Annotated in this window: 13 protein-coding genes; 5 read left to right on the top strand and 8 right to left on the bottom strand. The window is 64.8% G+C overall.

All coding sequences use genetic code 11. The features are described from left to right. Positions 1–84: 84 nt before the first annotated feature. Positions 85–546, top strand: coding sequence for an Lrp/AsnC ligand binding domain-containing protein (locus tag FXB40_RS11775; RefSeq protein WP_148772370.1), 462 nt, complete (start codon positions 85–87; stop codon positions 544–546). A 168-nt stretch (positions 547–714) separates the two neighbouring features. Here the strand turns inward: FXB40_RS11775 and FXB40_RS11770 are convergent, their stop codons facing one another. From FXB40_RS11770 to FXB40_RS11755, 4 genes are all read right to left on the bottom strand, one after another. Then, a complete protein-coding gene (locus FXB40_RS11770; RefSeq protein WP_008134691.1) occupies positions 715–915 on the bottom strand; it encodes a cold-shock protein in 201 nt (66 codons plus the stop codon). A gap of 208 nt (positions 916–1,123) precedes the next feature. Beyond that, positions 1,124–1,432 carry a SorB family sulfite dehydrogenase c-type cytochrome subunit gene (gene sorB / locus FXB40_RS11765; RefSeq protein ID WP_187436815.1) on the bottom strand — a complete coding sequence of 103 codons (309 nt, stop codon included), beginning with the start codon at positions 1,430–1,432 and terminating at the stop codon, positions 1,124–1,126. A gap of 12 nt (positions 1,433–1,444) precedes the next feature. After that, positions 1,445–2,644 (bottom strand): SorA family sulfite dehydrogenase catalytic subunit, encoded by a 1,200-nt coding sequence (gene sorA, locus FXB40_RS11760; protein WP_148772368.1) that lies wholly within the window; start codon positions 2,642–2,644, stop codon positions 1,445–1,447. 136 nt (positions 2,645–2,780) lie between these two features. Beyond that, complete coding sequence (locus FXB40_RS11755; RefSeq protein WP_148772367.1) at positions 2,781–4,517, bottom strand: adenylate/guanylate cyclase domain-containing protein; 1,737 nt, start codon at positions 4,515–4,517, stop codon at positions 2,781–2,783. Positions 4,518–4,855: 338 nt separating this feature from the next. Between FXB40_RS11755 and FXB40_RS11750 the strand changes: the two genes are divergently transcribed. Beyond that, on the top strand, positions 4,856–6,385 hold the full coding sequence (locus FXB40_RS11750; RefSeq protein WP_148772461.1) for a glycosyltransferase family 39 protein: 1,530 nt from the start codon (positions 4,856–4,858) through the stop codon (positions 6,383–6,385). A 201-nt stretch (positions 6,386–6,586) separates the two neighbouring features. Here the strand turns inward: FXB40_RS11750 and FXB40_RS11745 are convergent, their stop codons facing one another. Together FXB40_RS11745 and FXB40_RS11740 are read right to left on the bottom strand one after the other, a co-directional pair. Next, positions 6,587–7,615 carry a YcjF family protein gene (locus tag FXB40_RS11745; protein WP_148772366.1) on the bottom strand — a complete coding sequence of 343 codons (1,029 nt, stop codon included), beginning with the start codon at positions 7,613–7,615 and terminating at the stop codon, positions 6,587–6,589. Continuing rightward, entirely contained in the window at positions 7,612–9,081 is a 1,470-nt protein-coding gene (locus tag FXB40_RS11740) for a YcjX family GTP-binding protein (protein WP_148772365.1), read from the bottom strand. The genes FXB40_RS11745 and FXB40_RS11740 overlap by 4 nt, the downstream gene beginning before the upstream one ends. 181 nt (positions 9,082–9,262) lie before the next feature. On the opposite strand from FXB40_RS11740, the gene trhA reads away from it, so the two are divergent. Both trhA and FXB40_RS11730 read left to right on the top strand, forming a co-directional pair. Further along, positions 9,263–9,958: a PAQR family membrane homeostasis protein TrhA gene (trhA, locus tag FXB40_RS11735; protein WP_148772364.1), complete on the top strand. Its 696-nt coding sequence runs from the start codon at positions 9,263–9,265 to the stop codon at positions 9,956–9,958. Positions 9,959–10,026: 68 nt separating this feature from the next. Continuing rightward, entirely contained in the window at positions 10,027–10,821 is a 795-nt protein-coding gene (locus FXB40_RS11730) for an SDR family oxidoreductase (protein ID WP_148772363.1), read from the top strand. 122 nt (positions 10,822–10,943) lie between these two features. Here FXB40_RS11730 and FXB40_RS11725 read toward each other — a convergent pair whose 3' ends face one another. After that, positions 10,944–11,405: a MarR family winged helix-turn-helix transcriptional regulator gene (locus tag FXB40_RS11725; RefSeq protein ID WP_187436814.1), complete on the bottom strand. Its 462-nt coding sequence runs from the start codon at positions 11,403–11,405 to the stop codon at positions 10,944–10,946. An 88-nt stretch (positions 11,406–11,493) separates the two neighbouring features. On the opposite strand from FXB40_RS11725, the gene FXB40_RS11720 reads away from it, so the two are divergent. Continuing rightward, positions 11,494–12,270, top strand: coding sequence for an SDR family NAD(P)-dependent oxidoreductase (locus FXB40_RS11720; RefSeq protein WP_148772460.1), 777 nt, complete (start codon positions 11,494–11,496; stop codon positions 12,268–12,270). A 5-nt stretch (positions 12,271–12,275) separates the two neighbouring features. On the opposite strand, the gene FXB40_RS11715 is transcribed toward FXB40_RS11720, so the two are convergent. Continuing rightward, positions 12,276–12,585: thiamine pyrophosphate-dependent enzyme (locus tag FXB40_RS11715; protein ID WP_246207550.1), on the bottom strand; the 310-nt coding region annotated here is incomplete at its 5' end.

Genomic DNA, 12,585 nt, shown 5'->3' with positions numbered 1-12,585 from the left:
AGCCCGCGTTACCGTAGTTCGATAGACAAGATAGCCAATTTGCCTTAGGAAATGAAGGGTACTGGCAAGACAACCGCATAAAATATGGAACTCGATCGAATCGACCGGAAGATCCTCTCGATTTTGCAGGAGGATGGGCGAATCGCCAATGTCGAGCTGGCCGAGCGCATCGGGCTGTCGCCGACCTCGATCGGCGAGCGGCTGAAGCGCCTGCAGCGCGAGGGTTTCGTCGAGGGCTATGGGGCGCGGCTCAATCCGCACCTGCTTGGTCTCGGCCTGCTGGTGTTCGTCGAGGTGCTGCTCGACAAGACCACGCCTGACAATTTCGAGCGTTTTGCGCGCGCAGTAAAACTCGCGCCCGAAGTGCTGGAGTGTCACATGGTTGCCGGAGGCTTCGACTATCTAGTGAAGGCGCGGCTGGCCGACATGAGCGCGTATCGGCGCTTCCTCGGCGAGACCTTGCTGTCGATGCCGGGTGTGCGCGAGACGCGCACCTATGCGGTGATGGAGGAGATCAAGCGCGACGCACCGTTGCCGGTTGGCTGACGAAATGCGGTCGCGATTGTCACTGCTGCGGCGTTGATCGGCGATCTCTACGGGCAAATAGTTTCCGCGCGCAGTCGCAACGCCTGTCGTCGAATGCACTGATCGTCTTCTAAAATTTTCTTGGCCCAACTCCCGGACAAATCCGGGAGGCAGCGAAGGCTGGCGGGCTTATACTTTGAGGTTCTCTGCGGACGTCTTGCCCCGGTTTGCGATCTCTTCATACTCAACCGTCTGGCCCTCGTTGAGGGAGGACAGACCGGCCTTCTGCACTGCCGAGATATGCACGAACACATCCTTGCCGCCCGACGCAGGCTGGATAAACCCATAACCCTTCGTCGGATTGAACCACTTGACCGTACCTTTAGCCATCACGTCTTCTCCGCGGGTCTTCCTCCGAGATCGCGAACCGCCAGTCCCCGCCAACCGGCCGGTTCGGTCCTAACAGGATACGCGGAATGTGGCGGGCTTGGTAGATCAAACCACATCGGCATTTCGCGGAAATTCGCTCAACTTCGCGGCGTTTTTACCGGTTTTGCCCGTTTCGCGGTCAATTGTCCCGGACGCACCGCGCCCTCCGTCAATAAGTCGCGGCCAGATAATCCACGATCTTGCCGACGTCGGCATCGTCGATCGGTGCGCCATAGACCTTGATCATCTTGGTCACCTCGGCCTGCCAAAACGCTTTCTTGTCCTTCATCGGCGGCTGCGTGGCGATGTAGTCGGACGAGTGGCAGGCGGCGCAATTGCCCTGAACAACCTCGAGATTGGCGCCGGGCTTGAAGGCTGCAACCTCATCCGGCGTCTTGTAATCGACCGGCGCCGCGATGGCAGAACCCACAGCAGTGGCGACGGCAAGTGTGATGGCGAGGAGAACGGTGCGCTGCATGATCATTCTCCTTTAGGCCACGCTGACGCGGACGGTTTCGACGACGTTGCGCAAATAACCCGCCGGGTTCCAGCGCGGCGTCTCTGGCTGCGTCTCGCCGGAATTGCTGGTGGCGCGCACCCTGAGCTCGACCTGGCCCGCGGCGAGCTTCACCGGCAGCTTCCATTCGCGGAATGAGTAGTTGCCGAGATCCTTGCCGAGCTTGGCGGGAGCCCAGGTTTTGCCGCCATCGGTGGAGACCGACACGTCCTTGATGCCCTTGCCGCCGTCGAAGGCGATGCCGCGCAGCGTCGTGCGTCCCGCCTTCAGCTTGGCGCCATCAGTCACGCTGGTGATGAAGGAGCGGATGGTGAAGCGGTTGATCGGGATCGTCGCCTTCGGCGCGGTGCCGGGCGCGACCGAATTGTCCGGCGTGTCCGGAATGCGATAGGCCGACTTCATCCAGAAGCCGTCATAGACGCTGTCGACGACGGTGATCTCGTTGAGGTGCTTGACCCAGTAGGTGCCGTAATAGCCGGGCACGACCAGGCGCAGCGGAAAGCCGTTGAGGAACGGCAAATCGTCGCCGTTCATGCCATAGGCCAGCATCACCTCGCCGTCGGTGGCGTGAGCGAGGTCGAGCGCCTTGGCGAAGTCAGGCGTCTTGTCGCTCACCGGCCCGTCCATGCCGGCGAATACGACCTGCTTGGCGCCGGCCTGCACGCCCGCCATGTCGAGCACCGCCTTCAGCGGCACGCCGCGCCAGCGTGCATTGCCCATCGCGCCATTGCCGAGCTGGCCGCCGGCGACGCGCGGCTCCACGAGGCCGCGGCTGTTGCCGGAGCACTGGTTGACGGCGACGATCTCGGTCGCCTTCATCCTCCTGATGTCCTTCAGCGACAGCTTGAGCGGCTTGTCGACCTTGCCTTTCACCTCGAGCGTGAACTTGTCGGGATCGAGATTGTAGGGGAGGTCGGCGAGGTGATAGCGCACGAAGAATGCGTTGTTTGGCGTGATCGGGCCGCCGTTGAATATCGCAAACGGCGTCTCGAGCTGCGGCGGTCGGCTGGTCAGCCCGATCATCGGCCGCTTCTGCGGATATTTCACCAGCGGCCGCTCGCCATTGGCGAAGGGCAGCGTGACGGTGTCCAGTGCGAGGGCTTTGGTTGAGTTCAGTGCGGCGGCAATAGCGCTAAGTCCCGCTCCTTTGAGCAGGTCGCGTCGATCGAACATTGAGTCTCCTCCCGGAGCTTTTCGTTGGCTCGCGGTCATCACCGCGAGACCCGCGCTCATCTGTCGCAACGACTCGGGCGAAGTCAATTCGTGCTTTCGCAGCAAGCCCATGCCATTGCGCTGCAACAACGCGGTGTTACGCCGCGACGCGCTCGCCGCCGGCGATGAGGGCGGACAATGTCCTGGTGTCGGTGATGACGCGCACCACCATCGGCTCGTCGCGGCCGCGGATCGTGACCTCCTGCTGCGGCAGCGCATCGTCGTGAAGCCCGGCGGTACGGCGGACCTCCTCGGAGACGATCGCCTCGCAGGCCAGCGTCTTGGTCATGTCCTGAAGCCGGGCCGCGACGTTCACGGCGTCGCCGAGCGCGGTGAAGACGATGTGGTCGCGGTAGCCGATGTCGCCGATGATGACCTCGCCGCCGTGGACGCCGATGCCGAAGCGGATCGGCTGGCGCAGATCGTGGCTCAAGAGCTCGTTGAGCTCGTCCACATGGGTCGCGATGGCGGCCACCGCCTTTAATGCTTGCCGGCAGGCGGTCTGCGGATCGCTGGTGAGGCCGAACAGCGCCAGCATGCCGTCGCCGACGAACTGGTTCGGCTGGCCGCCATTCTCGATCACGGCCTGCGACACCGCGCCGAGGAAGCGATTGACGATGAAGACGGTGTCGAACGGCAGCCGCTTCTCGGCCAACTGCGTCGAGCCGCGCATGTCCACGAACAGGCTGACGAGATAGCGTTCCTGCCCGATTCGCGCAGGCGAGGAGGCCTGCGAATTAGCCGAGAGCATGTGCGGCATGAACAGCTGGAAGAAGGAGAGGTCGGTGTTAGGTCGCAACTGGCAGGCCAGCCGGATCGAGGGATCGGCGGTGCCAACGCGGGCCAGCACGAAGGCCTCGCGCTGCGACGGCTCGGGCAAGGTGCCGTGGTCGCCGATGATGCGGATGCGGCAGGTCGAGCAGCGGGCGCGGCCGCCGCAGACGCTGGCATGCGGCACGTTGTGGCGCAGGCTGGCTTCCAGCACGGAGAGGCCCTTAGGCACGCGCACCGTCTTGCCGTTGCCATAGGACAGCGCGATCATGCCACCGCGCCGCTCACGCCAGCCGCGCACACCGCGCCCGAGCAGCACCAGCCCGAGCAGGCCGATGTAACCCATCGTCAGTCCGCCGGTGATGCGGTCGAGCGTATCGGCCTCCGCGACCGTGCCGACCTGGCGCTGCGTGAAATTATGCGGACGCCACTCGCCGTCCTCGCTTTCGGCGGCGACGCTGCGGCCACCCTGGTAGATGCCGAGCAGCGCCAGCGTCGGGATCAGCACGGCTGCCGCCAGCAAATACGGCGCCGCGCGGATGAAGAACGGTTTGAGCCGGAGCCAGAAAAAGATGCCGATGCAGCCGTGCACCCAGGCAATGATGAGCAGGATCGTCATGCCCCAGAGCCGGCCGGATGACACGACGAAGAACAGATAGAGCTCCTGCGGATAGAGTTTCTCGTGGCCGTACAGCGTGTGGCCGAGTCGCACGCCGATCACATGCGCCATCACCAGCGCGGGAATGCTCAGCCCCAGCACCAGCTGCAGCGGCTCGATCGTCCGCCAGCGGAACTGGCGGCGCTGGTACAGCGCATAGATTCCGAGCCCCATATGGGTCAGGGCTGCGCCATAGAACACGATCGCGACGGGCAGGAACTGCCAGAAACTCGTGTGGTAATAGACCCCGATCTGCATGGCATCGACCGAGATGTTGCCGAGCGCATGGTTGAGGAAATGGCTGACCACGTAAGCGAACAGGATCACGCCGCAGACCAGCCGCACCTGCCGCGCGCTGGTCGAGCGGACGAGTTCGGGCAATCGTGAAAGGGCGGTGGCGGCCATGATTCGGTTGTATCAGTTCACTGAGGAGAACAGCCAGCGGAGAGTTAAATTCCGCGGGCGAGGGGCCAGACGGATCACATAAGCGACAAGGTTACGTAACGGTAAGTCTCGTAGGGTGGGCAAAGCGAAGCGTGCCCACCATCGGGAGTGAGGGGAAATGGTGGGCACGGCGCAAGAGCGCCTTTGCCCACCCTACGGATTCTCGCCAGGGACGGCCGACATAGCCGGCAACACCCGCCACATTGACTCCCCCTCCCAACTCAGGGAAAAGCGCGGCCGTGACGATCGCTCCGGACATCATCGTGAAGCCCAACGGCGCGGCGCGCCGGCCGCTTGTCATGGCCGCGCTGGTGATCGCCGCGATGACGGTGCTGCGCATCGTCTATGCCTCCGCGATCGAGCTGCGCACCGACGAGGCCTACTATTGGACCTGGTCGAAGGAGGCGGCGCTGAGCTTCCTCGATCATCCGCCCGGCATCGCCTGGCTGATCCGCTTTGGCACCGCGATTTTCGGCGACACCGTGCTTGGGGTCCGCTTTGGCGGCATCGTTGCGATGCTGGTGACCCAGCTTTTGCTGGCAGACATCGTCCGCCGCCTCACCCATGATGTGCGCGCGATTGTGGTTGCGGTGCTGATGCCGGAGGCCGCGCTCTATTACGGCCTGCTGATGGCCAAGATCGCCCCCGACGTCGCCATGATCCCGTTTGCGGTGGCGATGGTGTGGTCGCTGGTGCGGCTGACGCAGAGCGGGGATGGACGCTGGTGGCTCGCGGCCGGCCTGTTCGCCGGCCTGTCGCTGCTGTCGAAATTCACCGCCATCATGTTCGCGCCAGCCGTCGCCGCGTTTCTGCTGGTGCCGGATTGGCGCTGGCGCTGGCTGCGCAGTCCCTATCCTTATCTCGCGGTACTGATTGCCATCGCAATGTTCTCGCCGGTGCTGATCTGGAACGCACAGCACGACTGGGCCTCGTTCCGTTTCCAGGGCGTGCGCGCCACCGCCAATTACGGCATCTCGCTGCGCACCATCGGCGATTTTATCGGCCTGCAATTCGGCCTCGTCGGTTTTGTCATGCTGCCTGTGGTGCTGTTGGGTCTCGTGATGACTGTGTGGCGCGGCTATCGCAGGCGCGAGCCGGTTGCGATCCTGCTGTCGACCGCGGTGCTGGTGCCGTTCGCCTATTTCTTCTTCAAGTCACTGACGCTCAGGGTTGGCGACACCTGGCCGATGTTCATGTGGCCGGTCGGCTTCGCTGCCGTCGCGGTGAACCTTGCGATGATGCCGGAGGACGGCTGGTCGGCGGGGATGATCCGGTCGTGCATCTTCTGGGTGAAGGCGGCGCTGGTGTCGGGGATCGCCTTCGTCGTGATCGTGTTGCTCTATTACGTCGCGGCGCCCTGGAATTTCCTCGGCAAGATGGATCCGATCGGCGCCGAGGCCGGCTACGAGCAGGTCGCCGCGCGCGCGCAGGCCGCACTGGATGAGACCGGCGCGACCTGGATCGCGACCACGGATTACCGCACCTATGCCATGATGCGCTGGCTGTTCCGAGGCCGCGTCCCGGTGGTCGAGATCAACGAACGCGGCCGCTTCCAGGATTTCCGTGATCCCGGCATGGACCGGATCAAGGGGCAGGCGGGGATCTATGTCGGTCGCCAGCCCGATGATCGTTCGCATCTCTGGGAGTCGATCCCCGCGACGCGCGCACCATTGGGGCAGGTCGAACGCCGCTGGCGCGGCGCCCTGATCGACACCTACACAATCGACAAGCTCACCGGCTGGACCCCGGAGCTTTCGCCACCAAAGGACTCGCCGCTGTTCCAGTGGCGCGTGCTGGCGGGGGAATTTGAAGTGCGTTCGCGCGCCTAGCGCGGCAAACTCGGATCTTCTTCCTTCTCCCCTTGCGGGAGAAGGTGGCGCGAAGCGCCGGATGAGGGGTATCTCTCTGCGAACACGACTGCGAGGGGCATTCGCGGAGAGGTACCCCTCACCCGTCTCACCGCTACGCGGTGAGCCACCCTCTCCCGCAAGGGGAGAGGGTGCACCGTTCGCGTGGTGCGAACAGCGCCGCTACTCCTCTTCCTCTTTCCTTCGCAATAAATCCGTCGCGAGATCCGACAGCTTCGGCGGCGGCAAGGCTGCGAACGGCAGTGGCCTCGTGACATCGATCGCGGCCAATCCCAGCCGCGCCGTCAGCAGCCCGTTGAGCATGCCTTCACCGAGCCGCTGCGACAGTTTTGCTGCAATCCCGTGCCCGAGCATCTGCTGCACGAGGCTGTCGCTCGCGGCGAGACCGCCGGTGATGGCGAGATGGGCGATGACGTGGCGAAGCAGGCGGATCATGCCGAGCGCGCCGGGCCGGCCGCCATAGAGCCGGGCGAGCTGGCGGATCAGACGCAGCGAGGCCACGAACACGAAGAGCACGTCGAACAGCGCGCGCGGCGACACCGCCGTGACGATCGAGACGCGCTGCGCCGCCGACGACACCAGCCGCCGTGCCTCCGCATCCAGCGGCGACATCAACTCGCGCTCGGCAAGCCGGATCATGTCGGCGCCGTCGATGATCTCGCCGGAATGACTTTCGAGTGCGGCGCGGGCGCGGGCAAGCTGCGGGTTCTGGTGCGCAATCGCGATCAGATCCTGCAAGATGGCGCGGCTCTCCTTGCGATCGTCGCTGGCGAGCACCTCGGCGGCACGCCGATGCAGTTTTTCGATCGTCGCAAGCCGTGCGAGTCCAAACGCCTCGCGCCCGATCACCACCGCGAGCGCAAGCGTTGTGACGAAGGCGAGCGCAAGCCCGACGAAGCCAAGGCTCTCGCTGCGCGCAAACAGATCCTCGATCAGGCGCAGGACGCCGAGCCCGGTGCCGAGCAGTGTCAACCCGGCGACGCCGGACCAGAACAGCACGCCCCAGGGAAAACCGCGCCGGGCGGTGCGCGCCGTTTCGATCGGCACCGGTAATGTCGCCGGATCGGGCTCCGGCGTGATCTGGATGGTGGCGCGGCCGAGCCGGCTTGTTTCATCGGCGTCGGTGACGACGACGCCGGGATCGTCGAGCCGGAACGTCGCTGGCCGCCGCGGCTGGGATCGGTCGTTCATGCGAGCTTGTCTCCGATCAGGAACTGCAAGGCACGGTCGAGGCGGATGTGGGGCAGCGCGGGCTCTTCCATTCCGTCGCGTTCGAGCTTTGGCGGGCGGAAGCGCAGGAAGCGGAAATCGCTTGTCTCGGCGGCTTGTGTCGACAATCCGCGGAATGCATCGGTGCCGTTGAACAGCGGTTCGGGGTCCAGCGGCAGGTCGCCCGGAAAGGTCGCGACCTCCGTGTTGCCGTCAAAGAACTCACCACCGGCGCTTTCGCCTGCGGCCGGCGTGCCCAGGATCGAAGGCAATTTGTCGCGGCCACGGGTGACCTGAGCCTCCCGGGTGGCGCGGACGGCGGCGAGGGCGACCACATCGATTTGTGCGCCGGTATTTTCCGCACGCGCGAGCGCCCGGGTCACCGCACGGCGCAGCACGGCCTCGAGCCGGTCGTGGCTGGAATGATGCAGATGATCTGCCTTCGTCGCCGCGAACAGGATGCGGTCGATGCGCGGCCGGAACAGGCTGGAGAGGATCGTGCTGCGGCCGATGTTGAAGCAGTCGAGAATGCCGGCCAGCGCCGCTTCGAGATCGTGCAGCGCCTCGGGCCCCGAGTTGAATGCGGACAGCGCGTCCGCCAGCACGATCTGGCGATCAAGCCGGGCAAAATGATCCCTGAAGAACGGCCGCACCACGACGTCCTTGTAGGCCTCGTAGCGGCGCACCATCATCGCCCACAGCGATCCCTCGGGTGCCTGGCCACCGGCGGGTACATCGAGCGGGGCGAAGGTCAGCGCCGGCGTGTCGGCGAGACTGCCGGGCATCAGGAAGCGGCCGGGCGGCAACAGGCTCATCGCAAACCGCTCGTCGCGGCAGGCGCGCAAATATTCGGTGAAGAGCTTTGCGGCGGTGAGGGTCGCCTGTTCGTCCTCGCGGGCTTCGGGCTTGAGCGTGGCGAGATGGGCGTGCCAGTCTGCGGCAAGATGCGCGCGCGGCGCCTCGCGCGACAGCGCCAGGCTTTCCGCCGACCATTGCTCAAAACTCTTCTGCAGCAACGGCAGGTCGAGCAGCCATTCGCCGGGATAGTCGACGATGTCGAGCGTCAATGTGCGGTCGGCGCCGTTCGGGCGCTGATAGTCGATGACGAGACGCAGCTCGCTGACGTCGACGGTCGAGCTCGGCCAGCGCCGCTCCTCGATCAGCGCGCGCAGATGGCTTTCATAGGAAAAACGCGGCACAGCGTCGTCCGGCTGCGGCGCCAGATGCGCCCGCGCGATGCGCCCCGAAGCATAGGCCTCGAACACCGGAAACCGGCCGCCGCGCGTCAGCCCATGGATCAGCGCGGTGATAAATACGGTCTTACCGGCTCGCGACAGGCCGGTGACACCAAGCCGCACCGTCGGGTTAAAGAAGTGCTCACCATAGTCAATCAGCGCCCGGGCCGACAGGCGCGCCTCTTCGACCATATCCTGAAAACTGAATGCCATATGAACGTGATTGATCTCGGGCGGGCGGAACAGTGAAGCCGATCACAAAAGTGGCAGTTGCGTAGGGAAAATCAAGCTTCATACTTCCACCGCCTTTGTCGGCAAATCAACCGATTGAACGACGCGCCGGTTCCGAAACACACATAGAAGAAGACATTGTCTTAAGCCTTTGCGGATTGCCATGACCGTCTTCCAACTGAAACAGCTCGCCTCCGATTCCGTCCATGCCGCGGCCGACGCGGTCGGCTGGCACTACGACCGCGCCGAACTGATAGCCGACGGGATCATCCATGCGATCGGTGTCCTCGCCGGCATCGTTGCCGCGACGGTGCTGGTGGTGCTGGCAGTGCTCTACGCCGATGCCACCGACATCGTCGGCGTCTCGGTCTACGTCGCCGGCCTGCTCTCGATGCTGGTGCTGTCGGCATCCTATAATCTCTGGCCGGTCTCGCCGGTGAAATGGCTGCTGCGGCGGTTCGACCATTCGGCGATCTATCTCCTGATCGCCGCGACCTACACGCCGTTCATCCTGGAGGTGAAGGACAGCGTGTTCGCGCTGGCGCTGCTGGTCTGCGTCTGGTGTGTCGCGATCGTCGGCATCGTGCTGAAGCTTCGCTATCCCGGTCGGTTCGACCGTGCCGCCGTCGGCATCTATCTTGCGATGGGCTGGAGCGGCGTGATGCTCTATGGCCCCGTGGTCAAGGCGCTGCCCGCGCTGGCACTGGGCTTCGTGCTGGCGGGCGGCATTCTCTACAGCCTCGGCGTGATCTTCCACGCCTGGCGGCGGCTGCGCTTCCAGAACGCGATCTGGCACGGCTTTGTCTTGGCCGGCGCGGCATGCCATTATACCGCGGTGCTCGACCTCGTGTTGAGCTGAGCAAGTTCCGCGAAACGGCATAACAAGAAGCTGTCCAAAGAGCTGTCCAAGACAAGAGGAGACGTCGCATGCAGGTGACCGGCAAGGTCGTGGTCGTCACGGGCGGCGCCAACGGCATCGGCAAGGCGCTGTGCGAGGCCTTTCACAAGGCGGGGGCCGCCAAGGTCGTGGTCGCGGACATGGATGCCGCCAACGCAAGAGCCGTCGCTGCCACGGTGGACGGCGCAGCGTTCAGATGCGACGTCGCGCAAGAAAAAGAGATTGCCCACGTCATCGATGAGACCGAGCGGCAGTTCGGTCCGATCGCGTTGTTCTGCTCCAACGCCGGCATCGGCGGCGGCTTCGATCCGATGTCGGTCAATGCCGGCGGCGCCTCCGATGAACCGTGGCAGCGCAGCTGGGCGATCCACGTGATGGCGCATGTCTACGCGGCGCGGCATCTCATTCCCCGCATGAAGACGCGCGGCGGCGGCTATTTCCTCAACACCATCTCGGCGGCGGGCCTGCTGTCGCAGGTCGGCAGCCCGGCCTATTCCACCACGAAGCACGCCGCGGTCGGCTTTGCCGAGAATCTCGCGATCTCGCACAAGGCTGACAATATCAAGGTCTCGATTCTCTGCCCGCAGGGCGTCGACACCAACATGCTGCGCTCGATCCCGAAGGGCCCGCAATCCGGCGACGGCGATCTCACACCCGAGCAGGTCGCCAAGGACGTGCTCGCCGGCCTCGAGCAAGAGACGTTCCTGATCCTGCCGCACTCCCAGGTGCTCGGCTACATGCGCAAGAAGACCGAGAATTACGACCGCTGGATCGGCGGCATGGCGAAGATCCAGGCCAAGATGCGGGAGGAGTTTGGGAAGTAGGGGCGGCTGCTGCCGCGATCTCGATCTCGTAGCCCGGATGGAGCGAAGCGTAATCCGGGACAGTCTTTCAGTAGCGTGAAAGGCCCCGGATTGCGTTGCGCTCCATCCGGGCTACGGCAACCTCATGCCACCGACTCCACTTCATCCTCCACCCGGCTCTCCCGCAACGCCCGCGCATAGAGCATCATCCCCTCGCGCACTTTGCGCTGCTCGGCCTCCGTCAGCGCCGCCAGCGCGCAGCGCACCTGCTGCCGGCCGAACGCATGCAGCGCCTCCAGCGTGCGCCGGCCCTTCGCGGTCAGCGACAGCAGCTTGATGCGTGCATCAAGCTCATCCGGCGTTTCCCGCAGCTCGCCGCAATCGATCAGCTTGCGCACCATGCGGCTGACGCTGGATTTCTCCAGGCGCAGGAAATCGCCGAGCTCGCCCGAGGTCAGCGGGCCGCGGATGCCGATCTCCAAAATCGTGTGCACGGCCGAGGGCGGATAGTCCGACGCCGCCACCGTCGCATCCATGAAGCCGAGCTCGCGCACCATCAACCGCGAGGCGGCGCGGATGTCGTCGATCAGCGCGAGTTCGGCCATCTTGACTCCCGGCATATAGTTGTACCATACAACTATATGCGCGCAACGGCGCGCGCAAGCGTTTTGGAGTGGGGCCATGAGCCGTATCATGAGCGGAACTTTGCCAACCGGCGAGCGGATGCGGGGCAAGGTTTGCCTCGTCACGGGCGGCGGCAGCGGCATCGGCCGCGCCACTGCGCTGCGGATGGCGGCCGAGGGCGCCGCGGCGGTTGTTGTCGCGGGCCGGCGCGAGGCCGAGATCGAAGCCACCGCCGCAGCGTGTCGCGAGCTCGGTGCAGATGCGATCGCGGTCCAGACCGATATCACGCGAGAGGACGACGTCGAACGTCTGGTCAGCACCGCCATTGAACGCCGCGGCCGTCTCGACGTCGCCTTCAACAATGCCGGTTTTCAGGAGCGCCGTGCACCGCTGGAGCAGCAGGGCATGGAGATCTACGACAGCGTGTTCGACACCAATGTCCGCGCGCTGTTTCTCTGCCTGCGCCATCAACTGCCGGCGATGCTGGCGAATGGTGGCGGCAGTATCGTGGTCAATGCCTCCGTCAGCGGCGTGCGCAATCCCAATCCCGGCTTCTCGCTCTATTCGGCATCGAAAGCGGCCGCGATCTCGCTGACCCGCTCGGCTGCGATGGAGAACGCCCCGCGCGGAATCCGCATCAACGCGGTCGCACCGGGCCGTGTCATCACCGACATGATGCTCAGCGCCGGCGTCGGCGATGTCGCAACCGTCGGCGCCGGCCTGCCGTTGCGGCGCATGGGCACCCCGGAGGAGGTGGCGGAGGCCGTGGTGTGGCTATCGTCGGATGCGTCGTCGTATGTGGTTGGCCACGTGCTGGCGGCGGACGGGGGATTTTTGGCGGCGTAGCCGCGTCAATGCTTCTGCCCGTAGAGCACCGGCACGGCCGAATCCACGACGACCTCCACAAGGCTGGTGCCCTCGTGCGCCATTCCGCGTTTGAGCGCCTCGCCGAGCTCGGCGGCCTTGCTGACCCGCACCGCATGACAGCCCAGGCCTTCGGCGAGCCGAACGAAATCGATTCCCGGCAGTTCCAGCCCAGGCACGTTGCGTACCTGCATTACCTGGCTGAACGAACGCATCGCGCCGTAGCCGGAATTGTTGATGACGACGATGGTGAGCGGCAGCTTTCGCTGAGCTGCAGTCCACAGCGCCTGGATCGAA

It is taken from the genome of Bradyrhizobium rifense, assembly GCF_008123425.1.
GTDB classification, from domain to species: domain Bacteria; phylum Pseudomonadota; class Alphaproteobacteria; order Rhizobiales; family Xanthobacteraceae; genus Bradyrhizobium; species Bradyrhizobium rifense.
This window is presented reverse-complemented; position numbering and strand designations above follow the sequence as displayed.

Excerpts from the sequence above, each read along its gene's own strand:
- FXB40_RS11775 (WP_148772370.1), top strand. The coding sequence starts at position 85 with ATGGAACTCGATCGAATCGACCGGAAGATCCTCTCGATTTTGCAGGAG.
- FXB40_RS11770 (WP_008134691.1), bottom strand. The coding sequence starts at position 915 with ATGGCTAAAGGTACGGTCAAGTGGTTCAATCCGACGAAGGGTTATGGG.
- sorB (WP_187436815.1), bottom strand. The coding sequence starts at position 1,432 with ATGCAGCGCACCGTTCTCCTCGCCATCACACTTGCCGTCGCCACTGCT.
- sorA (WP_148772368.1), bottom strand. The coding sequence starts at position 2,644 with ATGTTCGATCGACGCGACCTGCTCAAAGGAGCGGGACTTAGCGCTATT.
- FXB40_RS11755 (WP_148772367.1), bottom strand. The coding sequence starts at position 4,517 with ATGGCCGCCACCGCCCTTTCACGATTGCCCGAACTCGTCCGCTCGACC.
- FXB40_RS11750 (WP_148772461.1), top strand. The coding sequence starts at position 4,856 with ATGGCCGCGCTGGTGATCGCCGCGATGACGGTGCTGCGCATCGTCTAT.
- FXB40_RS11745 (WP_148772366.1), bottom strand. The coding sequence starts at position 7,615 with ATGAACGACCGATCCCAGCCGCGGCGGCCAGCGACGTTCCGGCTCGAC.
- FXB40_RS11740 (WP_148772365.1), bottom strand. The coding sequence starts at position 9,081 with ATGGCATTCAGTTTTCAGGATATGGTCGAAGAGGCGCGCCTGTCGGCC.
- trhA (WP_148772364.1), top strand. The coding sequence starts at position 9,263 with ATGACCGTCTTCCAACTGAAACAGCTCGCCTCCGATTCCGTCCATGCC.
- FXB40_RS11730 (WP_148772363.1), top strand. The coding sequence starts at position 10,027 with ATGCAGGTGACCGGCAAGGTCGTGGTCGTCACGGGCGGCGCCAACGGC.
- FXB40_RS11725 (WP_187436814.1), bottom strand. The coding sequence starts at position 11,405 with ATGGCCGAACTCGCGCTGATCGACGACATCCGCGCCGCCTCGCGGTTG.
- FXB40_RS11720 (WP_148772460.1), top strand. The coding sequence starts at position 11,494 with ATGAGCGGAACTTTGCCAACCGGCGAGCGGATGCGGGGCAAGGTTTGC.